The organism is Grimontia sp. AD028 (assembly GCF_000973155.1).
Lineage (GTDB): Bacteria > Pseudomonadota > Gammaproteobacteria > Enterobacterales > Vibrionaceae > Enterovibrio > Enterovibrio indicus.
Map to the genome: position 1 here is coordinate 1 of NZ_LASY01000026.1, position 23,806 is coordinate 23,806.

Below are 23,806 nucleotides of genomic sequence, written 5' to 3' on the forward strand. Positions count from 1 at the left end.
CTGATCGGCATTAAGCCGATGGGCTCCCTTTTCTTCTTAAATGCATATCTGTTTATTCAGGATGTGACCTTAAAATGCGCAGTGCTTCTTTTGCATGCTCAACCGCATCTCGACCAATCGAAGTTAAGTAACCACCGTCTTTTGCTGTTATCAGCTTTTTGTCATAAAGGCGTTCTGTTGCAGCCACAAGATCAGGATCCGCATCACTGTGAACCTTGATACCCATGAGATCAGAAGAACGAGAAAACTTCACCAGGACGTTCATTTCGTCGACCAGTTCAGACGTAAATGGCATAGCGCCTCCAACATTTATCCGTGTTTCGTTACCCTTGAATATAGTTGGTCGTGACACATAGAATTTGTGCCGAGATCAAGAACTGATCGATAAGCACAATCAAGCAGCTACAAATAGACAGAAGTTTGAATCACGCCACATCCTGAGCACGTTTTCGACCTAAGAAACTGACTTCGTTACCGGATTCTGGCGCCAAAGGCACCATTCGCGACAAAGTCAGTGATCCCAAAGCAAGGCCGGTACCGACTAAGAAGACTGTTGTTGGTGAGTACAACCACACCACACCCAGAGCAGCAGGAATCACTACTGCCGCAATATGGTTAATGGTAAAGCTCACACCTGCCGTAGATGCAATGTCTTCCGGATCAGCAATCTTCTGGAAGTAAGTTTTAATCGCGATTGCCATAGCGAAGAACAGATGATCTACCACGTATAGCACTCCCGCCATCGTTGCACTTTCCACAAAGGCATAGCCGGTAAACACACACGCCAATCCGACATACTCGACGGTCAGGGCGCGTCGCTCACCCACTCTGCCAATCCAGGCACCAATTTTGGCTGCAAACAGCATGTTGAAAAGGTAGTTGATGATAAATAGTAGACTGACATCACCCACGGAATAGCCGAACTTCTCAACCATCATGAAACCGGCAAAAACGATGAAGATCTGACGACGAGCTCCACTGAGGAAAGTCAGGCCGTAATAAAGCCAATATCTTTTGCGAAGAATCAGCTTACGAGTCTGAGCGTGTGGACTTTCGAAGGAAGGGAATATTGCCCACAGAACAATTACTGCTGCCAAACTGACGAAGCCAAACAGCATATACACGATGTTATAGCTGACCGCCATCCACTCCATTAACAGCCAAACGGCGGCATAAGCGACAAGGCTTGCCGCCCCCTTCCAAGCCAGTACCTGTCCCATGAAGTGTGCGCTTTTATCTTTATCTATCCACTGTAAAGTCAGCGACTGATTAACGGTTTCGAAATAGTGAAAGCCAATCGACATCACAATCGTGGTCAAATACAGCCCCCATACCGTTGGAAACCAACCTGTCACGGCAACACCGAGACACATCACAGCCAGAAACAGCAAGGCAAAACGCTGCTCTTTGATAAACAACAAGAGGTAAATTGCCGTAAACGCCAAGAAGCCAGGGACTTCGCGCAGACTTTGCAGCATGCCGATTTCTTTACCGGTAAACGCGGCCTTTTCTACCACAAAGTTGTTGAGTAATACGTTCCAGACAGAAAACGCCATGGCCATGATAAAAGCCATTGCGATAAGAAGGTGGGCGGGAGTTCTAAAGCGTTCCACGTTGTTGTTTCTCGATATTTATTGAAAGTCGTTTCCGCCAATGTAACTGCGAATCAATAAATAAGCTAACGGGAATCGTTGAAGTCATTGTTCAAAAATCATGAACAAAAAAAGAGCAGCCACTTGGGCTGCTCTTCTCAGGGGGAATAACTTTAGTGATTAAGCTTGAATACCAACAATCAACCAAGGCGCGTTTGGTTGTGTCATATCACGCTCAAGGTGCCAGATATCAGTAATGTCTTCTTCAACACCTTCCTGACGGTCAGTGTAGCGGCCGCTGAACTGCAGGCTCAGTTGAGCAAGTTTGCCGTCGTAATCAGCACGGACGATTTCCGCATCGACATACATGACTTCAGTGTGCTGCTCGCCTTCCAGCTTACGGCGCTCTTCAGCCAGATCGTTATATAGCTCAGGCGTCACGTATTCCTGAATAGTTTCAAGCTGGTTGTGGTTCCATGCACCTTGCAGGATACGGTAGTGCTCACGCGCACCGTTTACAAATCCAGCCATATCGAAGTTCGGTGGGAAGTTAAAAGGTACATCGTTATTTACTGCACCAAAACCACCCGTCGAAGACGTCGCCGCTGACTCACGGAACTGAGGCTGTTGTTGCTCGTGGTAGTAACCTTTGTTTTGCGGCTCTTGGCCACCAGCGTAAGCCTGTTGATGCGGTCGGTTCATCGAACCGTTCTTCGCCGCCATCAGGCTCTTGAAGATCTTAAACAGCACGAATGCTATCAGTGCGATGATCAGGAAATCCATGATTTGGAAGCCTTCAAATGCTCCCCCCATCATGGCTGCGATCAGACCACCAGCTAGCAGGCCGCCCAGCAAACCACCCATCAAGCCTTTCTTAGAAGACGACTTCGCTGCAGCTGCAGGATCGTTTTGCTTATTGATAGAGTTAGTGTTGGTCGGTTGGGATTTTGGTGCTGGCGCCGTCTTAAAGCTTTTACCGAAAGACTTACCGCCACCAAACTTCTTCGCCTCAGCGTGTGGTGCAGATACCACCATCACGAACATCAGCGCGAATAGAGTAAAAAAGCGTTTCATTGCAAACCTTTTGTTTCAATGTCAAATAACGCAACAAGCGTAAGGTACTTTCATGCTATGTCAGCGGCACGGAAAGTCAAACCCTGTTACGGGCGAATATGTTACCAATCGTTTAAATTTCCTTCTTTTACTCACTCGGAATTGCGATTGAGCTTTATCCTTTTGGCAACTTTTTGAGAAAAATGCGGTAAACCGTTGAGGAGATAGCGATCGTTAGTGAACAATTGCCTTACAATGCAGTCCATATTCACAGAGAGAAAACAACAGACTGAAAGGTTGATGCGATGAACGATACACACAGTAAAACCGTCGGGTACATTTTATGGATCTTCGGTTTTCTCGGTGCACACCGTTTTTATTATGGTAAGCCTGTGACAGGAACCATCTGGCTGTTCACATTCGGACTTTTGGGGATTGGCTGGTTGATTGACCTATTTCTTATTCCATCCATGGATCGCGAAGCAGACCTTCGCTTTAACAGCGGACAAGTCGATTACTCTGTCGCTTGGATATTGCTGACCTTCCTAGGCATCTTCGGTATTCACCGTATGTATATGGGTAAATGGGTGACTGGTATCATCTATCTCTTTACTGGCGGCTTCTTCATCGTTGGTGTGATTTATGATTTTTGGACACTGAACGATCAGGTTTCGATTAAAAACGCCGAACGTTTCAGCTAAGCTTTTGCTTTCAAAGCCTCTCAGTTGTTGGCATTTAGCTAAACTGAGAGGCTCGTAACTTGCCCTTTCCCGACCCCACTCCTAAAATATCGAACATTGTTCACTATTTGCAGCAGAAGTAATGGCACGCAGGAACGACCACAGCCGCGAAGAGCTGGTAGAAATGACGCTTAACTGCGTTGAAAAGTATTTAGACACCCAGCCTTACCATGCCCTGAGCTTGCGAAAAATCGCCGCTGAGATCGGGTATGTCCCCAGCACCTTGGTCAATGTCTTTGGCAGTTATAACATTCTGCTACTGCATGTTGTCGCTCGCACGCTGGACGATCTGCGTCATCAGGCCCAACAAAAGCTGACCGACACATCAAACTGCCGTGAAGCCCTGTTTACACTCGCGCATCTTTACCTCGAGTTCGCATCGAAAAACCCTTACCGTTGGCAACTGGTGTTTGAGCACAGCATGAAGGGTGACAAGCTTCCAGATTGGCAAAGTGATCGAATTCAAAGCATGACAGGGATGCTGGAAAGCCTGCTTAAACAACTTTCTCCCACCAAAAACGATGAGGAAGTGGTAGAGGCAAGCCGCGTACTCTGGGCAGGAGTTCATGGCATCACGCTGCTTGCAGTTGACGACAAGTTCTTCACCTCAGTGCCAGTCAATGGCGCAGAGCTTATCGATAACCTGCTGACAGGCTACCTTAAGAGCTGGACAGACGCTTAATAGCCGGGAAGGAAAGGATGACAAGCCAAACCGGGCTTCTGAAACAGCGACGTTTCCTGCCTTATTTTATCACCCAAGCACTCGGCGCGTTTAACGACAACGTCTACAAGAATGTCCTGTTGATCCTTGTTGCATTTGCTGGTCCCGGCGTCATCGGGATAAGTACCGACCTTTTCATCAACCTCGCTGCTGGCCTGTTTATTCTCCCCTTTTTTCTGTTCTCAGCTTTCGCCGGAGAACTCGCGGATAAATTCGAGAAATCCCAATTTATCCGCGGCGTGAAGTTACTGGAAATCGGCATTATGAGTCTCGCTGCCATTGCTTTTATCTACGAAAGCTACATGGCACTTTTAGTTCTTCTTTTCTTGATGGGTACGCAATCTGCTTTCTTTGGCCCTGTGAAATACGCCTTACTGCCTCAAACCCTAAAACCTCAGGAACTGGTTTCGGGCAATGCTTTGGTTGAAACCGGTACATTCCTAGCGATTTTACTTGGCACCATGGTGGCCGGGGTTATCGCGAATATGGATGGAGCACGAGATATTGCTGCTATCTCAGTAGTGGCATTTGCAGTGCTGGGTTATTTGAGCGCCCGTTCTATTCCTGAGGTAGCTGCCGGAAACCCTTCTCTCAAAATCCGTTTCTCTCCTATCCGGCAAATGAAAACCACGCTGGCGATTGCCCGTAAAGATAAAGTCGTGCTGCAGTCAATTCTCGGGATCAGTTGGTTTTGGTTTCTCGGTGCCAGCTATCTCACGCAATTCCCCAACTACGCCAAGCTTCACCTTGGCGGTAATGAAGCGACCGTTTCGTTTCTACTGACGCTTTTCTCCGTCGGCATTGCTGTTGGCTCTTTGCTTTGTGACAAGCTTTCGGGCCATCGTATTGAACCAGGCATTGTGCCAATTGGTGCACTGGGATTGACTATTTTCGGCATTCACCTGATGTTCTCGACACCTGCGGTGCCTTCAACTGCGGCAAGCTTTGTAGAATTTATTGCCGACCCGTCTCTGTGGTGGGTGTTTGTCGATTTACTCTTGATTGGCATATTCGGAGGGATTTTCATTGTTCCTCTGTATTCCATGATGCAGGCACGTTCAGAAGATAGTGAGCGCTCACAGGTCATTGCCGCCAATAACATTTATAACGCTCTCTTCATGGTGACCAGCGCCATTCTCGCCATGATTTTTCTTGGTGTCGTGGGCATCAGTATCCCCGAATTTTTCCTGGTACTCGCCCTGCTGAATCTTGTTGTCACCCTCTATGTCGGCAAGCAGGTACCACTGTTCGCGTTGCGCTTTGTTATTTGGTTCTTAAGCCACAGCTTCTATCGCGTGACCCACAAAAATCTCCAAAACATTCCAAAAGAAGGCGGCGCATTGCTGGTATGTAACCATGTCAGCTATGTCGATGCCTTGATACTGGCAGGCGCTTGTCCACGCCCTATTCGTTTTGTGATGGACGAAGATTACTACCACCTGCCCGTCCTGAATTATTTCTTCCGTGCCAGCCGTGTCATTCCTATCAAGCTCACCAGCGGATCCATCCGTTGTGCGCTCAAGGAAGTCAAAACACAACTGAATGACGGCGAGATAGTGTGTATTTTCCCGGAAGGCCAGCTCACGTCAGATGGTGACATGCAGCCATTCAAACGTGGCATAGACCTAATTCTGAAACAGTCACCAGTTCCTGTGATACCTATTGCTTTGAAAGGTTTATGGGGAAGTTATTTCAGCCGTGAAGGTGGTCGTGCCCTGCTCAAATTACCAAAACGGTTTTGGTCAAAAGTGGAAGTCGAGGCGGGAAGTCCGGTTCAGCCAGAAGATGCAAGATGCGACCGATTGTTTAGTGATGTGAAAACGTTAAGAGGTGATTATCGTTAATTCAGCTGTTCGCTTGTCAGCCAATCAGCTAACGCGAGGCGGGAGATTTTTATCCCGCCGTCTAGCAAATGCTTCGGTATCGAGTATGCGGCTTTAGGCACCTGATGTGGCGGCAGCAACGACTTTGCATAAGCCAGAAAGTCACCTTGATTAACATTGCCCATCACCAACGCAACAGGAGCCTGTCCCCACTTGGCATCCACTACGGGCAAAATAAACAATTGCTCAATCCCTTCAAAGCCAGAAAGCGCCCTTTCAATACTTTCCGGCTGCACATTCTCGCCGCCACAGATAAACATGTTATCCAAGCGGCCAAGAATCTGAAGCTCGCCCTCTACCCATTCACCTTTATCTTTAGTCGCAAACCATCCGTCCGACAAAGGCTCCAACTTTCCGCCAATCAGGTAACCCGATGAAAGCATGTCTCCTTTCACCATGATTTCACCAAGGCTGGAAAGCATAAGTTCACGATGCGGAAGCGGGCGACCTACCGAGAAAAGTCCATTCGCCCGTTTCGCCGTGATGGTCGATGCCATTTCTGTCATCCCATAACCACACCAACAGCCAATGCCTTTTGCTTCTGCTTCATCCACCAGCGCTTGGGGTATCACTGCACCGCCCAAAAGTACGGATGTTAACGAAGAAGGATGCTCTCCTTCCAGCAATCGCTGCAATTGCGTCGGTACCAAGGAAGCGTGAGTCACACCTTCTAAAGCTGAGCGCAACGCATCACCTTTGGTGTCTGCAATCTTCAGAGTCGCCCCACGCTGTAACCACCGCCAGATAATGGCAAGACCGGAAACATGAAATAGCGGCAGGGAAAGAAGCCAGCAATCACTCTCACTAAATGGCATCAATGAAAACAATCCGCTGGCACTCGTCAAATGGGCATTGGCATTGTGAGTGACCGCTTTGGGTGTCCCCGTCGAGCCGGAAGTCAGCACAAGAGTCAGGATATCTTGGGTATCAAATGGCACCACTTCAGACTGTTGCCAATAACCAGAGGGACATGCGGTGTGCGGATCGATAGCCATCTCAACCCCCGCTTTCTCGAGTACCTCTTTCTGGAATGCTGGAGAGAAAGCTGGATTCAGCAACAGTGTTTTCAAGCCTTGTTGCCAGGCAGCAAGAATAACCAAAAGGGTTTGGTAATCATTTCGAGAGGAGATGGCTACATAGCGATTATGAGGTTTGGGCAGCAACGGCATACTGCCAATATCTGAAACAAGGCGCTGCCAGCTGATGGCCTCGCCTTCCAGAAACAAAGCAGTATGTTGGGGTTTAACCTCACCCCAGTAAAGCCAGGGCAAAGTGTCGAAGCTTATTGGTGCGCCTGCCATACCACTTCACAGTCAGTCAGTCTTCTAAGTGGTAACTCACAACCTGGCCACGCTTTCTCTAACTGCGCCCCAAACAATGAGACCGTATCGAGCCCTGGCACGGTCTCTGGCGTTAGCCAGTGGGCGATGCGAGCCAATGTATTGAGACCAAAACTGGATTCAATACTGGAGCTGATCACCGCTTCCATACCCATAGTATGTGCTTGTTCAACCAGTGATTTCACTGTTTTGAGCGAACCCACTAAAGTGGGTTTAATCACGATCGCAGACAATCCGGTTTTGTATTCTAGCGAAAAGCCTTCATCGCGCAGGGTTTCATCCCATGCAATGGCAATGCCGGTTTCTTCACTGAATGCGAGGCTTTGCTCGGGCGTCTGACAAGGCTCTTCTAAAAAGGCGATGCGGGAACGGAAAGCGGGATTCACATAATTGGCAAACTGCGCTGCTTTTGCCGGCGTCCACTGGCGGTTGGCATCCAGTCGAAGGCGCAAGTCCGGAAGGATTTCCAGAAACATGTTCACCACCATGCCGTCGCGAATAGGCTCGTAGAGGCCCACTTTAATTTTCGCCACTTTCTCGCCCGGCAATTCAGCGAGCTTTTCAACCAGCTCATCTGGATCGCCGCTACACAAGGGCGCTGTGAGGAAATTACCTTCAGCAGGTATTTCACCTTCAAGATCTGCCAGTGCAACGGACAAACCAAAAGCGACGGATGGATAGAGCAAGTCCCAATCTATTTCGCCGCCTTCCAGCCACTGCGCTAAACAAAGCTCAATCTGAGTTTGTGCTTGCTCGATGGATTCAGCGCTGAATTCCGGCAAAGGCGCAATTTCCCCTCTGCCAACTTTCTCACCGTTTTTAAGTTCGACAATCAAGCCATCTCGCTGCGCCAGACGGGTGTGACGCAAAATCACACCACTGTCCATCGGCAACGAATAACGGTAAAGCGTTGCGTGCTTCATCTTCCCGACCTGTTATGGGTTACGTGGGAATTTGTCGAAGTCTGGGCGACGCTTTTCATTGAAAGCGTTGCGGCCTTCCTGACCTTCTTCGGTCATGTAGAACAACATGGTCGCGTTACCCGCCAGTTCTTGCAGACCCGCCTGACCATCACAGTCAGCATTCAGAGCCGCTTTCAGGCAGCGCAGCGCCATTGGGCTGTGCTGAAGCACTTCACGACACCAACGTGCAGTTTCACGCTCAAGCTCCGCGTAAGGCACTACGTGGTTAACCAGACCCATATCCACCGCTTCTTGCGCATCGTAGAAACGGCAAAGGAACCAGATCTCGCGGGCTTTTTTCTGACCCACTATACGCGCCATGTAAGATGCACCCCAACCGCCGTCGAACGAGCCGACTTTCGGGCCAGTCTGACCAAATTGCGCGTTGTCTGCTGCTATCGTCAAGTCACACATCATGTGAAGCACATGACCACCACCCACAGCGTAGCCAGCTACAGAGGCAATCACAGGCTTAGGACAGGTACGGATTTGGCGTTGGAAGTCCAGCACGTTCAAGTGGTGTGTGCCTTCGTCGTCACGGTAGCCGCCGTAGTCGCCACGGATCTTCTGGTCACCACCAGAACAGAATGCATGTTCACCCTGACCGCGAAGTACAATCACACCTACTTTTTCGTCGTAGCGTGCATCGGCCAGCGCTTTGATCATCTCTTTCACGGTTTGAGGGCGGAACGCATTGCGGACTTCAGGACGGTTGATGGTGATTCGCGCGATACCGTCTTCCGATTTTTCAAAAAGGATATCTTCATAGCCTTCAGAGCAATCATTCCACACCACTGGTGCATACAGTTCCTGTTCGGTTAAACCTGTTGTTCTAGCCATAGCATTACCATCTAAATCATTAAGTTAATTAGGTTCAATCAGCCGCTTAATCGACTGGCAATACAGCAAAGGCTGCTCTGCATGAATGTTGTGGCCGGCGTCCGGGACAATGGAATAAGACAGTCCCGACTGCATCGCCAATGCCAGAAACTTATTGTCCTTCTCACCACACAGGTAGTGCACCTTTGCTGGCAACATTCTGAGCAAATCGCCCAGAAAATCCTGTTGGGATAAGGATGTAGCACGCAGCATGCTTGCCACTTTTGTACCGAGGTTATCACTGCGCTTAACGATCAAACTTTGTCTTTGCGCATGATTTAGTGAGGAAAATACAGGTTGTTGGTACCAATCTTGAAGCACATCAACAATGGGCTCATTTTCAAAACGCACCGCCCATTGTTCATCATGTTCACGCCTTTCCGCTCTCTCGGATTCAGGTAAACCTGGATGCCCATTTTCGATAATAAGCCCAGCTAAAAGCGTGCTTATTACTTTGAGAGAGCCAGGGCAGTGAGTGGCGAGATACATCGCAATGCGTGCGCCCAGCGAATAGCCCACCAGCCAAAAAGGTGAAGACAATGTCTCGTTGATTGTTGCTATTACTTTGATGCAGGTATCTTCAAAGCCGACCGCTTCGATATGTTGGCTACCACCGTGTCCCGGCAAATCGATAGCCAGGCACAGATACTCTTTGGAAAGCTCATCAATGACAGGTTGCCAATCCCTATGGTCGCCAAGTAGGCCATGAAGGAAAACAAGGGCAGGTTTGTCTGCCTGCCCTTGGAGGGAATAATTCAATCTTTCAGAGCAGTTCTGCATTGGCAATGTCACCAAACAGCGCTTTAAGTGCCTTGCCACATTCGCCTGCCCCAACCTTGAGTTCAATGACCGTCGTTCCCGGCGTAGACTGCGCATCGATGCATTGTGCTCGCGCGGTTTCCAGCGATGAAGGGCATATATAATTGAGCCCGAACATCGCAGCAGCATGAGAAAAATCGATGCCATGCGGCATGCGATAGAAGGTTTCTTTGTTCTGATCAGGCACCGGTAACATATCGAAAATGCCGCCGCCATCATTGTTAATGATGATCAGCGCAAATGGCAGCGGATTGTTTGCCAGTAACGCAAGGCTGTTGAGGTCGTAGAGTGCGGAAGTGTCGCCCATCAGCATCACCATAGGCCGCTGTCTGCTGCGTTGAACGCCTGAGGCAGTAGCAATCAGACCATCGATGCCCGATGCACCGCGATTGGCAAATACGGCTTTTTCTGGCAGTTGACTACACATGTCCAACAGGCGGATTGCCATGCTGTTTCCAATGAAGATGTCGCTATCTTCCGAAAGCCAATGACTGAAGTCAGCAGCTAAGGAGACTTCTGACAGCGATTCACCAGACAAACCGTTAAAAGCCACCAATCGCTCAAAATATTGTTGGCTCGCCACAACCAACACATCAGCCCAATGCGCGTGTTCGTTATCACGGGTGATATCAGAAAAAGCCAGCGCCATATCAGCCAATGGCGCATTGATACGCAACCCCTGTTTATGACTTGGGTCCAGCCTTTCTGGATGTTTCTCTACCAACCAGTACGTCCCCTCAAACTGGTTAATAAACTGGCCGAGGCGCTTTGACACCAAACGGCTGCCAAATTGAACGATAATATCAGCTTGGTTCAGCACTTCAGCACACGCAGGGTTTTGCAGCCAAACATCAAAGCCTGCGAATGCAGAGCCTTGGCTCGCTTGCGGGTCGCAGAGAATAGGCCAGTGAAGTTTCTGAGCCAGCGCATCAATGGCTTGGCGCTCTCGTAAAGAGGCCTTACCCACCACCAACACACCTTTTTGTTGCTGGAGCTGAGCCCAATCGCGCAAAGGCTGGCTTAAATCTGCGCGTGAAGGCGTGAAGGACAAGTAAGGCTCATCACTCTCCAGCCAGGTTCGTACTGGCTCAAGGTATACCGAAGCGTCTTCCATTTCCCCGTATAAAGGTTCAGGGAACGGACAGTTGATATGATAACTCCCGCCCAGTTCTGACTGACGATGGAGCCCCTCTGACACTGTCGACAATAGCCAAGCTGGCGAAATATGTTCTGTAGGAGATGGAAGGAAACTCGTTATTTCTGCGTGCTCGCTGAAAATGCCCTGCTGACTGATTGCCTGGTTGGCGCCACATTGAATAAGCTCAGGCGGACGGTCTGCCGTCAGCAGCACCAGCTTTTCACGGGTTAAACGGCTTTCTGCCACAGCTGGCAGCAAATTCGCCACCGCTGTACCGGACGTGACAATCACAGCGACAGGATTGTCAGAGGCTTTCGACAATCCCAGCGCTAAAAAGCCTAAACCACGTTCATCGAAGTGGGTATGTAGACGAATAGAGGAATCAAGGCTTTGGAGTCTTTCCGCTTCCAACGTTAGCGGTGTTGAGCGCGAGCCCGGTGCAATACAAATGTCTTTCACACCCGCACGTTGCAGCGACATCAAAATCAGTCGTGCCCAGATACGGTTGATGGTTGAAGGCTTCATCCGGCCTTTTTCTCCATGTGTTTGTCCGGCGAAGGACCCAGCAGGTTTCTGAGTGTCGCCATTTTCCGGTCGAGCTCTTTCCACTCGCTTTCCGCCACTGAACCCGGCACGATGCCTGCACCCGCAAATAGATGCACCTTGTTATCAACAATCAGGGCGCTGCGGATAGCGACACAGAATTCACTTTGCTCAGGGCTAAGGTAACCCACCGAGCCGCTGTACCAGCCGCGAACGAAGGGTTCATTCTCAACGATAAAATCCACTGCTTTCTCGCGGGGTAAACCTGCCACCGCAGCGGTTGGCTGTAATAAATCCAGTAATGTGGAAGAAGGTACGTCAGGGATTAGATTCGCTTCAATATCGCGCTTTAGGTGCTGCACATTGCGAAGACGCACTAAGTGCGGAGTGACTTCAACATCCAATTGCTCGCTGTGGGGATTCAGTCGTTGGGTAATATCATCAACAACCAAACGGTTCTCATAGATGTTCTTACTGTCATTGAGCAGCCAAGTCGCCAGTGAGAGGTCTTCCTCGGCGTCTTTGCCGCGACCTATGGTACCTGCAAGAGCTTCAGTATAGAGTTCGCTGTCATTGCGCCAGAATAGACGCTCTGGTGTCGAGCCAACAAAACAGTGCTTTTCATCCAACGCCAGCAGGAAGTGAAAGTTGGACTTATTGATCTCTACAGAAGCTTTAAGCAGGCTGGCTGCGGGTAAGGCTCGATCAAGCTCAAGCGTTGTCTTACGCGCCAGTACCACTTTCTGCAGTTCGGTTGTTTCAATCGCCGACAACGCATCACCAATCATGGTCGACCATTGGCCAAACTCTGGCTGATGCTGGGTTGCCAACACGTCGCAATCCAGATGGGATAAGCGTTGGGATTGAATGATTAGCTTAGATAATGCCGAGCGAACTTTTAACAGGTCCGCGCAAACGTTCAGCGTGATGAACCACTGCCCATCACGGCAAATAATCTCAATCTGTGGAAGGAAAAAGAAAGACTTGAGACAGCGTTGATTGCGCTCTGTGCGTCCATCGAACGACCGCCCTCCCCAAATGCGTTGGCCTTTAGCGAGTTGATGCTCTGCACAGGCAGGATCAGAAAAGGTTTTTACCTGCCCAAGCGCCAATACCTGTTCTTTACCATCACGGGTTTGCCAGTAGAATTTAGGAAATAAGGGCTGCGAGTGAAACCAATCCAGAGGGTCAGTATTCATCGACCAACAAAATGGCTCAGATAACTGAGGAGGTAATGGTGTTGTAGCTAACAGGGATTCTACAATTCTATCAATAGCTTGCCGCAAATTTGTCAAACTAACCTCGCTTAAAGCCACTGCCCACAAGCAATAGTTCTTGTGGGTAAATGTTCAAGTTCCCAGAAGTTGATGCTTCGAGGCACTGGCGGTGTGGCTAAGAAAACAATCATTCCTCCTCAATGCTACGACGACCTTTGCATGCATTGCCTTCATCTAGATCAATTTCACGTGCTACTTTTTAAAAATTAATCGCCTGCCACTTTTACCCGCTGTGACCACTCTGAACGGCCAAATAACATCCAATGTCTTCTGAGCCGTGGCCTAACGCTCTCTCATCCATCCAATTTTTACCAACATTTCCTTTTGATAATTCGCACTAAGGCACTATCAATTGTGACGAAACTCACCTCTAACAGAACAAAACACCCGTACTTAGGATTTAATCACTGATTTTGGGTGTTTTCGCCATTTCTTACTATTGACTACTTATAAATCGACTTTTATTAGTGTAATTTACTGCAAAACAGCAATATTTAAGCTCAGGAACCAAGATGCAAGAAATCGGGATGTCGACCAAGCTGGACAACGTTTGTTACGACATACGTGGCCCAGTGATGAAAGAGGCGAAACGCCTCGAAGAAGAAGGCCACAAAATTCTAAAACTGAATATCGGCAACCCAGCCCCATTTGGTTTCGACGCACCAGATGAAATTCTGGTAGACGTGATCAGAAACCTGCCAACTTCTCAGGGTTATTGTGACTCCAAGGGAATTTACTCGGCGCGTAAAGCGGTGGTTCAGCACTACCAAAAACGCGGTATGCTGGATTTGGATGTTGAAGATGTTTACCTTGGTAATGGTGTCTCTGAACTGATCGTCATGGCTATGCAAGCACTGCTGAACGGTGGCGACGAACTCTTGGTACCTTCTCCTGACTACCCACTGTGGACAGCGGCAGTATCACTGTCTGGCGGTAAACCCGTTCACTACATGTGTGATGAAGAATCGGACTGGTACCCAGATCTGGATGACATCAAAGCCAAGATCACGCCAAATACAAAAGGTATTGTGCTGATCAACCCAAATAACCCAACGGGTGCAGTTTACAGCAGAGACTTCCTGTTGGAAATTGCGGAAATCGCCCGTCAAAACAACCTGATTATTTTCGCGGACGAAATCTACGACAAGATCCTGTACGACGGTGCTCAACACCATTCTATGGCGCCGCTGGCACCGGATGTTTTCTGCGTAACCTTCAGTGGCCTATCGAAATCTTACCGCGTGTGTGGCTTCCGCTCTGGCTGGATGATCCTGTCAGGCCCACGCCATCTTGCAAAAGGCTATATCGCAGGACTGGAGATGCTGGCGTCGATGCGTTTGTGTGCAAACGTACCCATGCAGCATGCTATTCAGACAGCACTAGGTGGTTACCAGAGTATCAATGAACTGATTCTACCGGGTGGCCGTTTGCTGGAGCAGCGAGATAAAGCGTGGGAGTTGTTGAACCAGATCCCGGGTATTAGTTGCGTGAAACCAAAAGGCGCGCTGTATCTGTTCCCAAAAATCGACACCAAGAAATACAGCATTCATAACGATGAAAAGATGATGCTGGACTTCCTGCTACAAGAGAAAGTGTTGATGGTGCATGGTACGGGCTTTAACTGGCACAAGCCAGATCACTTCCGTATTGTCACACTGCCTCGCGTAGATGATTTGGAAATGGCGATCGGCCGTTTCGAGCGATTCCTAACGACGTATCGTCAGTAAACTTCTATGAAATTAGGAGCTGGAACCACATTCTGCGATCCAGCTCCTAGGTCCTAGGTCCTAGGTCCTCATTCTTTAATCTGTTTTCTTTCCACACCAGCGCGAAAGCCAACCCAACGCACGCCCCGGCTAAATGCGCCTGATAGGCAACACCTGCGTCGATCAAGTCCGCAGTCATCGAGTCCCCGCCTGTGTAGGCTTCAAATCCCAGCTTCAAAATCACGCCGATGAGCATCACCCACCCCAACGGCATTTTGTTTTGAATATCCCGCACCACGCCCCAAACAAATAAGCCATGTAACACACCTGAAAGCCCGGCATACCAATCAAAAGGGCTGACGAACATGACCGCGCCTATCACTGCCATCATCACCCACACCATAGGGATAAGACTTCTGCTGCCATAGTATTCGCGATGAAGAAAAGCGAGCACCACCAGCCCAGCTAGATTCATAGCAAGGTGGATACCATTGGTGTGTGTTAGGTTTCCTGTTACGATTCGCCACCATTGCCCTGCAAGAATATCTGTACGATCCCACACCATCAGTTGATGGATAGTAGGGATTTGGGCAATGAGTATGATGATGGCGAGTAAGCCAACAAACCTAAGATGAGCCAATATGTGCTCCAAGCTTCGTGATATTAGTAAGTTATAGCGTACCGTGGTCATGAACCAGAAAGCCAGTCGATATTGTCCGCAGTGCGGAAAAGCCAACAAAGCCTGCATTTGCACTTTCATCCAGAAGATTGAAAGTGATGTGCCTGTGATCGTTCTTCAGCACCCTTCAGAGGTCAAGCAGCCCATCGGTACGGCGCGTATTCTTTCTCTGTCGCTCCCTAACTGTCGACTCATCGTGGGAGAAGACTTCAGCAACAATGACGAGCTGAACCAACTTTTGGACAGCGATGTTCATTACGCCCTGCTTTACCCAGCAGAGACATCTGAGCCGATCGGGAACTGGCAACTAGATGGAATGGCTCAAAACAAACAACGCGGTATAATTTTACTCGACGGCACCTGGCGAAAAGCCTTTAAAATGTATCAGCTTTCCAAAAACCTGCAGGCACTTCCTTGCGTGAAGCTGGATGATATCCAGAGTGGAAATTACCGCATCAGAAAATCCCCGGTCGATGGAGGCCTTTCAACCGTTGAAGCCGGCTTCTATGCCCTGTCGACAATGGCAGGAGACAGCGTGCCTTTCGAGCCACTAATCAATGCCTTCAATGAAATGATTGAGTTTCAGATAAAACAAATGCCGCCCGGTGTGTTTGAGCGGCATTATGGGGGAAGGGGTAGAGATTTGAGATTTGAGATTTGAGATTTGAGATTTGAGGACATGGTTTCTAACCTACTCTCTCCCATCTATCATTTCTCGTTATCTGCTCGTTCTCTAATCTGCTCTTTCTTCAGTCTGCTCTCTCTGCTTCTCACCTAATCGGATATAGCGGCCCCTGACTTGACGCGGTAAACATGGTGGCGTGAAGGCGTTGAGCATAGCCGTCTGTCATGCCTGATATGTAGTCAGCAATAGCACGGCGACCGCTTTTTCCTTCCGCGATTTCCTGTTGCCATTGAGCGCGTATCGCGACAGGTAACAACCTTTGTGGGTCCGCATCGAACGCATCGAACAGTTCCATTACCAATTGCTGGCCCTTGTATTCGATCACCTGAAGCTCCGGTTTTTGCACCACAAATTCACTGACAAAAGCTTTCAGTACTGACAGTACATAGTCCATGGTATCTGTCAGCTTGGCATTCCATTGAAGCAAGGGATCGTCAAAACGATTCACGCCATCCTGTACGGAAGGCTCGATGGCTATCGAGGTCAGTAGCGTATTCACCAAAGCGCCAATGGCATCTTTTCGCTCATAGTGCGGACCAAACATTTGATCGCTCAAATGTCCGATATTGGCTTCCAGCCAAGGATCACCACATTCCGCGAGTTTGCTGGCTACGGCTTCCTGCCATTGGTCGCGGTGAACAATACCCATCACAATGGCATCTTCAAGGTCGTGGACACCGTATGCGATGTCGTCTGCCAGTTCCATGATCGAACAATCAATAGATTTGTATTGTGTACGGCCATGCTGCTCTTTCGTTGGTGCCAATTTCAACGAGGTAAACAGTTTAGCGTCACTTTCAGACATGCCACCCAACACCCAGTTAAACCTTTCCAGGTCATCTTGATAGATACCCTTGGCTGGGTGCCACTCAGAGGCTTTCAGGTGACGAAATTCGACAACATCAGGCGGAAGCACTGAGCGCATTACAGATGCAATCGGTACGGGGTATTTCAGCAGGCCAAGTAAAGTACGACGGGCAAGGTTCATGCCGTCATGTTCGGTATAAGGTTCGAGCAAGGTAACGATGCGAAAGGTCTGCGCGTTTCCTTCAAAGCCGCCGTCGTTGCGCATCATATAGTTCAGCGCGATTTCACCACCATGACCGTAAGGCGGATGACCAATGTCGTGTGCAAGGCACAAGCTTTCCATCAAGCTGGTTGAAGGCAAGATATCGCGAAACTCAGGTTGCTTTTCTTTGATTTGAGCGAGGATGCCCGTCCCTATCTGGGAGACCTCAAGTGAGTGTGTCAGACGCGTGCGGTAAAACTCGCTATGTTCTGCGCCGAGCACCTGTGTCTTCGCCTGCAAACGCCGGAACGCGGCAGAATGCAGAATCCGAGCACGATCTCGCTGAAACACAGAACGCTTGTCATTACGGCGTTTTTTGTTTTCTTCAGCGAGACGCGTTTCCCAATCAGGTGATAGTGCAAATTCAGTCATCGCTGATTTCATCCAAAGAGAGCTCAAAACTTGGCGCAAACGTCGTCATAAAATATTCAGTCGCCTCACTGCCACGCTCGCTCATGGTTTTTTCCAGGCGACGTCTGGCTTGCAGGAACTCATGATTGCCCGCAGAAAGCTCTTCAAGACATTTAAGATAGGCACAAATGGCATCAGCCTGCTTCACCAAACGATAGTCATCTTGATTGATGGCTTCACTGTCGATAAGCGGCCGGTAATCCTCGCGAAATTCTTCCGGCAGCATGCCAACCAGCTTGTCTTCGGCTATTTGCTCGATTTTTTTGTATTCATCAGCGATGGCTGGGTTGAAGTACTTAATTGGTGTCGGCAGATCGCCTGTCAGCACTTCACTGCAATCATGAAACATCGCCAGCAGTGCAACACGTTCCGGAGAATATTGTCCACCAAACTTTTTGTTTTCTATCAGCGCGAGCGCGTGAGCAACAAAGGCAACCTGGAGGCTGTGCTCTGAGATATTTTCATTAGAAACATTGCGCATCAACGGCCAACGGTAAATAAGCTTCATACGCGCGAGATGGGCAAAGAAATGGCTGGTTTTCTGACTCATGGCTTCCTTGACGTCATTAGAACAGTTCTTTACTCATTCTGTTGTCGTCAGGCGGATTTCTCAAGCCTTATTCTTGATTTGCGGGATTTGGGGAGAGCGTGCTCCCCAGCACACAGCGGTTGAGATAGTAAATTGACTTTGGGGTATCAGAGCACGATACGGTCGCGGTTTTTCTCAACAATTGAGTCGCCAATACCTTTCACGCCCTTCAAATCATCTGCCGATTCAAATGCGCCATTAGTGTTTCGGTAATCTACGATTGCCTGCGCTTTCGCCTTACCGATACCGTCCAAATACTTATCCAGCTCTTCTACTTCAGCAGTGTTGATATTCACTTCAACCGGTACACCTTGCGCACCATCCTGTGCTGATGCCAAAGGCGAAAGTATTAGTGAGATGGCAAAAACGATTGCCGATACCATTGATTTCATGTCTTTTCCTCTTTTGAGTGATTAATACCAATCGTAGTAAATATCAGCTCATCCTAGCTTGTTAAAATACTCGATAACTGCGTTGGAAAATTTGACTGTAGAATAACTACTTATCGAAATTTTCCGCCTTGTTCTCGAGCATTTTTCCTGCGCTATTTCTGATCACCTACTTACTGTGATTGGTATAACAAAGGCCACCATAAAGGCTGAGGAAAAAGGTTCGAGTTGAAGGGATGAAAAAAACGACGGGGGACATAAAGTCCCCCGTCGATGCAACTTATCAATTACAGTCGCCTTGCAATCATATCAAGTTGGATTGATTTATTGCTCAACAGCGTCAAGTGTGTAAGTCACTTCAGTGCTTTCTTTCAGCTGTGCGATGACAGATTCCAGATCGATGTTAGCGGTGTTACGCGCAACACGCTCCGCCATCTGGCTTTGTAGACTGATTTCTTCGGTTGCTGGTTCTTTCACTGCATCTAGGGCAACAACCAGTACATCGCCATTGAAGGTGCGGGTAAAGCCGTATTCTGCTTTGCCTTCAGCCGGTGTTGCCATAGTGAACGCAAGCTCAACCACTTCACGCTCCTGAGAAACGCGCGCCAGCTCAGCTGCTTCACCAAACGCATAGCCTGATGCATTCAGACCCGCGTCATTGCCTTCACTCAGCTCCGACACTAAGGTGTTTGCCAATGCTTCAGCAGCCTTCTCACCTTCCTGACGCTTCAGCAAATCTGTCACTTGAGTTTCTACCTCTTCGAAAGGCAGCACAGTCTCAGGGCGAACTTCGTCTACACGCACAACCACAACATGCTCAGGAGCAATCTCAATGATGTCAGAGTTCAGACCGTCTTCACGCACTTCCGGTTGTTGCAGAGCCTGAGCAACAAGAGGGTTGGCCAGTGCACCTTGCAACTCGCTCAGAGATACGAAATCGGTTTTCTCTACCTTCGCATTCACTGAGTTCGCCGCTTCATCAAGGTTATCTGGCATTTCGAACGCTTTCTCTGCCAGCTCGTTGGACAGAGCGTAGAACTTCTCAACCGCGTGGTTTTGCTTCAGTTGTGCCATGATGTCATCACGCACTTCCGCAAAAGGCTTTGCATCAGATGGCTTGATATCATCCAGCTTGATGATGTGGAAACCAAACTCAGACTGAACCACTTCAGACACATCACCGTTGTTTACCAGCGCAAATGCCGCTTCTTCGAATGCTGGATCCATGACACCTTTATCGAACCAATCCAGCTCACCGCCTTGTTCAGCACTGAAAGTATCATCAGAACGGGTTTTCGCCAGCTCAGCAAAGTCAGCACCGCTATTCAACTCAACCAAGACTGCTTCTGCTTTTTCTTTTGCTGCGTTGTCATCACCCTGAATCATGATGTGGCTGACTTTACGCTGCTCAGCAGTGCCGTAATTGGCTTTGTTTGCTTCGTAGTAGTTCTTCGCTTCTTCTTCCGTCACGTCAGCAACGTCAGCGATACCTTCACCAGAGAGCTCAACATAAGAAATCTTGAATTGCTCAGGACGAACGAACTGCGATGGGTTTTGCTCGTAGTAAGCCTGCTTTTGCTCATCATTGATATCCGCTTTATCAGCGAAATCTGCGAGCGGCAGAGTCAAAGTGCGAACCATGCGCGTTTGACCTTCAAGCTTGTACAGTGCTTCCAGTTCACCTTCCAGCGCGAATTCACTGCTGATCAAGGCATTAACGAACTGTTCGCGAACCAGATCCTGGCGCACATACTCAGCAAACTGGTCAGGAGACAGACCGTTACGGCGAAGTGCTGCCAAATATAAATCGTTGTCAAACAGACCTGTTGAACCTCGGAAAGCTGGCATATCACGAATGGTTTGTTTGATTTGTGCATCGCTCACACGAAGACCTAAGTTCTTCGCTTCCTGATCCAACAACGCCTGATTCACCATACGGTCCAGAACATTGCGGCGGAATTGAGCCAAATAATTAGGATCACTCAACAGAGTAGAGAAGAAGTCACCGGCCTGTGCTTGCATCTGTGCACGCTCATTTTGGTAAGCTTGCTCGAATTGATTGCGGCTAATTTCTTGATCACCTACTGTTGCCGCAGGTACCACGGTGCCACCTGCCAGGTAGCCGCCAACACCAGCGAAAACAAAGGAAAAGATAATAAGGCCTAAGATGATCTTAACCGCGATGCTGTTTACGCCTTCGCGTAGTCGCTCCATCATAACGCGCCGTCACTCCTGCTTATTGAAACGTTCGTCTTTCATACAGCTTCTCTTGCACAGCAAAAAGCCAGTGCACCGATAGGCACTCAGTCAATTTGTATCAAGAGGAGTTGTTTCGATTAAAACTAAAAAAGCGCATCGAGAGATGCGCCTTTACACTCTGATTGAGCCTGATTATACGCTGATGTCGCACACTTTACAGCTTAAAACTAGGACTGGTGCGACAAAGAGCAAAACGAAGCGTTTAAGATTAGTTAACCGCGTCTTTCAGAGCTTTACCAGCTTTAAAGCCTGGGACTTTAGCAGCTGCAATTTTAATTTCCGCACCAGTTTGTGGGTTACGGCCTGTACGTGCTGAACGCTCACGAACAGAGAAAGTACCGAAACCAACCAGAGCCACTTGATCACCGTCTTTCAGGCTATCTGATACTGCTTCAATCAGTGCATCCAGAGCGCGACCCGCTGACGCTTTAGACAGGTCAGCATTTTCTGCAATTTTATCAATTAACTGCGACTTGTTCACTTTTTCATCCCCTTTACAAACGAACCACAAATCCCATTTTTTGCGGCGGCAACCGATTAATGGCGCCAATAGTTATTAAAACAAGACTTAAAAACGCTGTAGCTGTTATGAATTAAGGGCTTGCAGCGTTTTAATTAACTTAGCCCTCAAAAAAAACGCTGACAAGCCTTTTACCGACTGTCAGCGCTTTACGTTGCTTAATTTTGCTGCACGTCACTCTTTTGCGACGAAACCAGCTCTATTCCGAGAGGGTTGTCTTGTAGCGCCAGAGTCAGAACTTCGTCGATCCAGCGCACAGCGTGGATGTCGAGGTCTGCTTTGACGTTTTCAGGGATCTCTTCCAGATCACGTTCGTTCTCTTTTGGAATGATCACTGTTTTGATGCCACCACGGTGAGCTGCCAACAGCTTCTCTTTCAGACCACCGATTGGCAGCACTTCACCACGCAGGGTAATTTCACCCGTCATGGCAACATCTGCACGCACAGGGTTGCCCGTCAGGCTAGATACCAACGCCGTACACATGGCGATACCCGCACTTGGGCCATCTTTTGGTGTTGCACCTTCTGGTACGTGCACGTGGATATCACGCTTCTCGTAGAAGTCGTTATTGATACCCAGCTTCTCAGCGCGAGTACGAACCACAGTCATCGCTGCCTGAATCGATTCCTGCATCACATCGCCCAGAGAGCCAGTTTGTGTCAGCTTGCCTTTACCTGGCATGGATTCGGTTTCGATGGTCAGCAGATCGCCGCCCACTTCCGTCCACGCGAGACCGGTTACCTGGCCAATACGGTTGCTCTCGTCCGCTTTGCCGTAGTCAAAGCGTTGAACGCCCAAGTAATCTTTCAGGTTGTCCTGATTGATAACGATGGTTTTGGTGTCTTTATTCAGCAGAATTTCTTTCACTGCTTTGCGGCAAAGCTTGGAAATTTCACGTTCAAGGCTACGCACACCCGCCTCACGGGTGTAGTAACGGATGATACCGATGATCGCTGAATCTTGGATTTCAACTTCTTTCGGCTTCAGACCGTTGCGCTTCACCTGCTTATCAACCAAGTGCTGCTTGGCAATATTCAGCTTCTCGTCTTCGGTGTAACCCGACAGACGAATCACTTCCATACGGTCAAGCAACGGGCCTGGAATGTTCATTGAGTTCGATGTCGCTACAAACATCACGTCTGACAGGTCGTAGTCCACTTCCAGATAGTGATCGTTGAACGCATTGTTTTGCTCTGGGTCCAGCACTTCCAGCAGCGCAGAAGATGGATCGCCGCGCATGTCAGAAGACATCTTGTCGATTTCATCAAGCAGGAACAGTGGGTTTTTCACGCCAACTTTAGCCATCTTCTGGATAAGCTTACCTGGCAGAGAGCCAATGTAAGTTCGACGGTGACCGCGGATTTCCGCTTCATCACGCACGCCGCCGAGCGCCATACGGGTGTACTTGCGGCCGGTCGCTTTTGCAATCGACTGACCCAGAGAGGTTTTACCTACACCAGGAGGCCCTACAAGACACAGGATTGGCCCTTTAAGCTTGTTCACACGGTTTTGCACCGCCAAGTACTCAAGAATGCGTTCTTTCACACGCTCAAGGCCGTAATGGTCTGAGTTCAGAATCTCTTCAGCTTTCGCCAAATCTTTCTTCACTTTCGAGCGCTTCGACCATGGCACGCTGACCATCCAGTCGATATAGCTGCGAACCACCGTTGCTTCTGCAGACATCGGAGACATCATTTTCAGCTTCTGCAGTTCTTGCTCAGTTTTCTCTTTGGCCTCCTGAGGCATTTTAGATTCTTCAATCTTCAGCTTCAGGCTTTCAAATTCGTCAGGCGCGTCATCCAGCTCACCCAGCTCTTTCTGGATGGCTTTCATTTGCTCATTGAGGTAGTACTCGCGCTGGCTCTTTTCCATCTGCTTTTTCACGCGGCTGCGAATACGCTTCTCAACCTGCAGCAGATCGATTTCTGATTCCATCATGGTCATCAGGAATTCAAGGCGCTCAGCGATATCAATGATTTCCAGCACTTGCTGTTTGTCATTGAGTTTCAATGGCATGTGTGCCGCGATGGTATCTGCCAGGCGCGCAGCCTCGTCAATACCATTCAGTGACGTCAGCACTTCCGGTGGGATTTTTTTGTTCAGTTTGATAAAGCCTTCAAACTGACTGATCGCCGTGCGCACCAGCACTTCTTGCTCACGTTCGTCCATTTCTGGCGTTAGCATGTACTCGGCATCAGCGGTGAAGAAGTCGTCTTCACGGAACTTCTTGATTTCTGCACGCTGTAAGCCTTCCACCAGCACTTTCACTGTGCCATCAGGGAGTTTCAGCAGCTGGAGAATAGAAGCGACGGTACCGACCTTGTATAGGTCAGAAATGGATGGGTCATCAGTAGCGGCGTCTTTCTGCGCTACCAAAAGAATCTGCTTATCATTGTCCATCGCTGCTTCAAGGCAACGGATGGATTTATCCCGTCCCACAAACAGCGGGATGACCATGTGAGGATAGACAACTACGTCACGCAATGGCAGGACCGGAATCTCAATGCGCTCGGAACGCTCCAAGTTCATATTTTTCTCTCTTCCGTTTTC

General features: G+C 48.9%; 21 protein-coding genes. 5 read left to right on the forward strand and 16 right to left on the reverse strand.

The genetic code is table 11. The features are described from left to right. Positions 1 to 52: 52 nt before the first annotated feature. From RN22_RS06150 to RN22_RS06160, 3 genes are all read right to left on the reverse strand, one after another. Positions 53 to 295, reverse strand: coding sequence for a TIGR02647 family protein (locus tag RN22_RS06150; protein ID WP_002535529.1), 243 nt, complete (start codon positions 293 to 295; stop codon positions 53 to 55). 130 nt (positions 296 to 425) lie between these two features. Continuing rightward, positions 426 to 1,613 (reverse strand): MFS transporter, encoded by a 1,188-nt coding sequence (locus tag RN22_RS06155; protein ID WP_369700093.1) that lies wholly within the window; start codon positions 1,611 to 1,613, stop codon positions 426 to 428. Between the two features lie 159 nt (positions 1,614 to 1,772). Beyond that, entirely contained in the window at positions 1,773 to 2,666 is an 894-nt protein-coding gene (locus RN22_RS06160; RefSeq protein ID WP_002535532.1) for a Tim44 domain-containing protein, read from the reverse strand. Positions 2,667 to 2,950: 284 nt separating this feature from the next. On the opposite strand from RN22_RS06160, the gene RN22_RS06165 reads away from it, so the two are divergent. The 3 genes from RN22_RS06165 (at position 2,951) to RN22_RS06175 (ending at position 5,950) form a co-directional block, all read left to right on the forward strand. Then, on the forward strand, positions 2,951 to 3,346 hold the full coding sequence (locus RN22_RS06165) for a TM2 domain-containing protein (RefSeq protein WP_039849496.1): 396 nt from the start codon (positions 2,951 to 2,953) through the stop codon (positions 3,344 to 3,346). A 121-nt stretch (positions 3,347 to 3,467) separates the two neighbouring features. Continuing rightward, positions 3,468 to 4,067, forward strand: coding sequence for a TetR/AcrR family transcriptional regulator (locus RN22_RS06170; RefSeq protein ID WP_046303554.1), 600 nt, complete (start codon positions 3,468 to 3,470; stop codon positions 4,065 to 4,067). Positions 4,068 to 4,084: 17 nt separating this feature from the next. Next, complete coding sequence (locus RN22_RS06175) at positions 4,085 to 5,950, forward strand: MFS transporter (protein WP_046303555.1); 1,866 nt, start codon at positions 4,085 to 4,087, stop codon at positions 5,948 to 5,950. Here RN22_RS06175 and menE read toward each other — a convergent pair. The 6 genes from menE to RN22_RS06205 are packed head-to-tail and all read right to left on the reverse strand — an operon-like array spanning position 5,947 to position 12,965. Beyond that, positions 5,947 to 7,290 (reverse strand): o-succinylbenzoate--CoA ligase, encoded by a 1,344-nt coding sequence (gene menE, locus RN22_RS06180; RefSeq protein ID WP_046303556.1) that lies wholly within the window; start codon positions 7,288 to 7,290, stop codon positions 5,947 to 5,949. The genes RN22_RS06175 and menE overlap by 4 nt on opposite strands. Beyond that, entirely contained in the window at positions 7,272 to 8,252 is a 981-nt protein-coding gene (gene menC, locus RN22_RS06185; protein WP_046303557.1) for an o-succinylbenzoate synthase, read from the reverse strand. Before menC ends, menE begins: the two co-directional genes overlap by 19 nt. Positions 8,253 to 8,264: 12 nt before the next feature. Beyond that, entirely contained in the window at positions 8,265 to 9,131 is an 867-nt protein-coding gene (gene menB / locus RN22_RS06190) for a 1,4-dihydroxy-2-naphthoyl-CoA synthase (RefSeq protein WP_002535540.1), read from the reverse strand. 24 nt (positions 9,132 to 9,155) lie between these two features. Beyond that, positions 9,156 to 9,950, reverse strand: coding sequence for a 2-succinyl-6-hydroxy-2,4-cyclohexadiene-1-carboxylate synthase (gene menH, locus RN22_RS06195; protein ID WP_046303558.1), 795 nt, complete (start codon positions 9,948 to 9,950; stop codon positions 9,156 to 9,158). Beyond that, positions 9,934 to 11,652 carry a 2-succinyl-5-enolpyruvyl-6-hydroxy-3-cyclohexene-1-carboxylic-acid synthase gene (gene menD / locus RN22_RS06200; protein WP_046303559.1) on the reverse strand — a complete coding sequence of 573 codons (1,719 nt, stop codon included), beginning with the start codon at positions 11,650 to 11,652 and terminating at the stop codon, positions 9,934 to 9,936. The genes menH and menD overlap by 17 nt, the downstream gene beginning before the upstream one ends. Next, positions 11,649 to 12,965, reverse strand: coding sequence for an isochorismate synthase MenF (locus RN22_RS06205; RefSeq protein ID WP_046303599.1), 1,317 nt, complete (start codon positions 12,963 to 12,965; stop codon positions 11,649 to 11,651). Before RN22_RS06205 ends, menD begins: the two co-directional genes overlap by 4 nt. Before the next feature lie 494 nt (positions 12,966 to 13,459). Between RN22_RS06205 and RN22_RS06210 the strand changes: the two genes are divergently transcribed. Next, positions 13,460 to 14,674, forward strand: a complete 1,215-nt coding sequence (locus tag RN22_RS06210) for a pyridoxal phosphate-dependent aminotransferase (protein WP_046303560.1) — start codon at positions 13,460 to 13,462, stop codon at positions 14,672 to 14,674. 46 nt (positions 14,675 to 14,720) lie between these two features. Here the strand turns inward: RN22_RS06210 and rrtA are convergent, their stop codons facing one another. Then, positions 14,721 to 15,293 carry a rhombosortase gene (rrtA, locus tag RN22_RS06215; protein WP_046303561.1) on the reverse strand — a complete coding sequence of 191 codons (573 nt, stop codon included), beginning with the start codon at positions 15,291 to 15,293 and terminating at the stop codon, positions 14,721 to 14,723. A 49-nt stretch (positions 15,294 to 15,342) separates the two neighbouring features. Here rrtA and RN22_RS06220 point away from each other — a divergent pair, with 49 nt between their 5' ends. Beyond that, positions 15,343 to 15,993 carry a tRNA-uridine aminocarboxypropyltransferase gene (locus RN22_RS06220; protein WP_046303562.1) on the forward strand — a complete coding sequence of 217 codons (651 nt, stop codon included), beginning with the start codon at positions 15,343 to 15,345 and terminating at the stop codon, positions 15,991 to 15,993. 109 nt (positions 15,994 to 16,102) lie between these two features. Here RN22_RS06220 and RN22_RS06225 read toward each other — a convergent pair whose 3' ends face one another. The 6 genes from RN22_RS06225 to lon form a co-directional block, all read right to left on the reverse strand. Beyond that, positions 16,103 to 17,458: an anti-phage deoxyguanosine triphosphatase gene (locus RN22_RS06225; protein WP_046303563.1), complete on the reverse strand. Its 1,356-nt coding sequence runs from the start codon at positions 17,456 to 17,458 to the stop codon at positions 16,103 to 16,105. Continuing rightward, positions 17,451 to 18,047 (reverse strand): 5'-deoxynucleotidase, encoded by a 597-nt coding sequence (gene yfbR, locus RN22_RS06230; RefSeq protein WP_046303564.1) that lies wholly within the window; start codon positions 18,045 to 18,047, stop codon positions 17,451 to 17,453. Before yfbR ends, RN22_RS06225 begins: the two co-directional genes overlap by 8 nt. A 146-nt stretch (positions 18,048 to 18,193) precedes the next feature. After that, the gene (locus tag RN22_RS06235) at positions 18,194 to 18,478 is read right to left on the reverse strand and encodes a ComEA family DNA-binding protein (protein WP_002535554.1); all 285 of its coding nucleotides are present in this window, start codon (positions 18,476 to 18,478) and stop codon (positions 18,194 to 18,196) included. A 321-nt stretch (positions 18,479 to 18,799) separates the two neighbouring features. Further along, positions 18,800 to 20,692, reverse strand: a complete 1,893-nt coding sequence (gene ppiD / locus RN22_RS06240; protein WP_046303565.1) for a peptidylprolyl isomerase — start codon at positions 20,690 to 20,692, stop codon at positions 18,800 to 18,802. A gap of 250 nt (positions 20,693 to 20,942) precedes the next feature. Further along, on the reverse strand, positions 20,943 to 21,215 hold the full coding sequence (hupB, locus tag RN22_RS06245) for a nucleoid-associated protein HU-beta (protein ID WP_002535556.1): 273 nt from the start codon (positions 21,213 to 21,215) through the stop codon (positions 20,943 to 20,945). Positions 21,216 to 21,412: 197 nt separating this feature from the next. Continuing rightward, entirely contained in the window at positions 21,413 to 23,785 is a 2,373-nt protein-coding gene (gene lon / locus RN22_RS06250) for an endopeptidase La (RefSeq protein ID WP_002535557.1), read from the reverse strand. Positions 23,786 to 23,806: the final 21 nt, after the last annotated feature.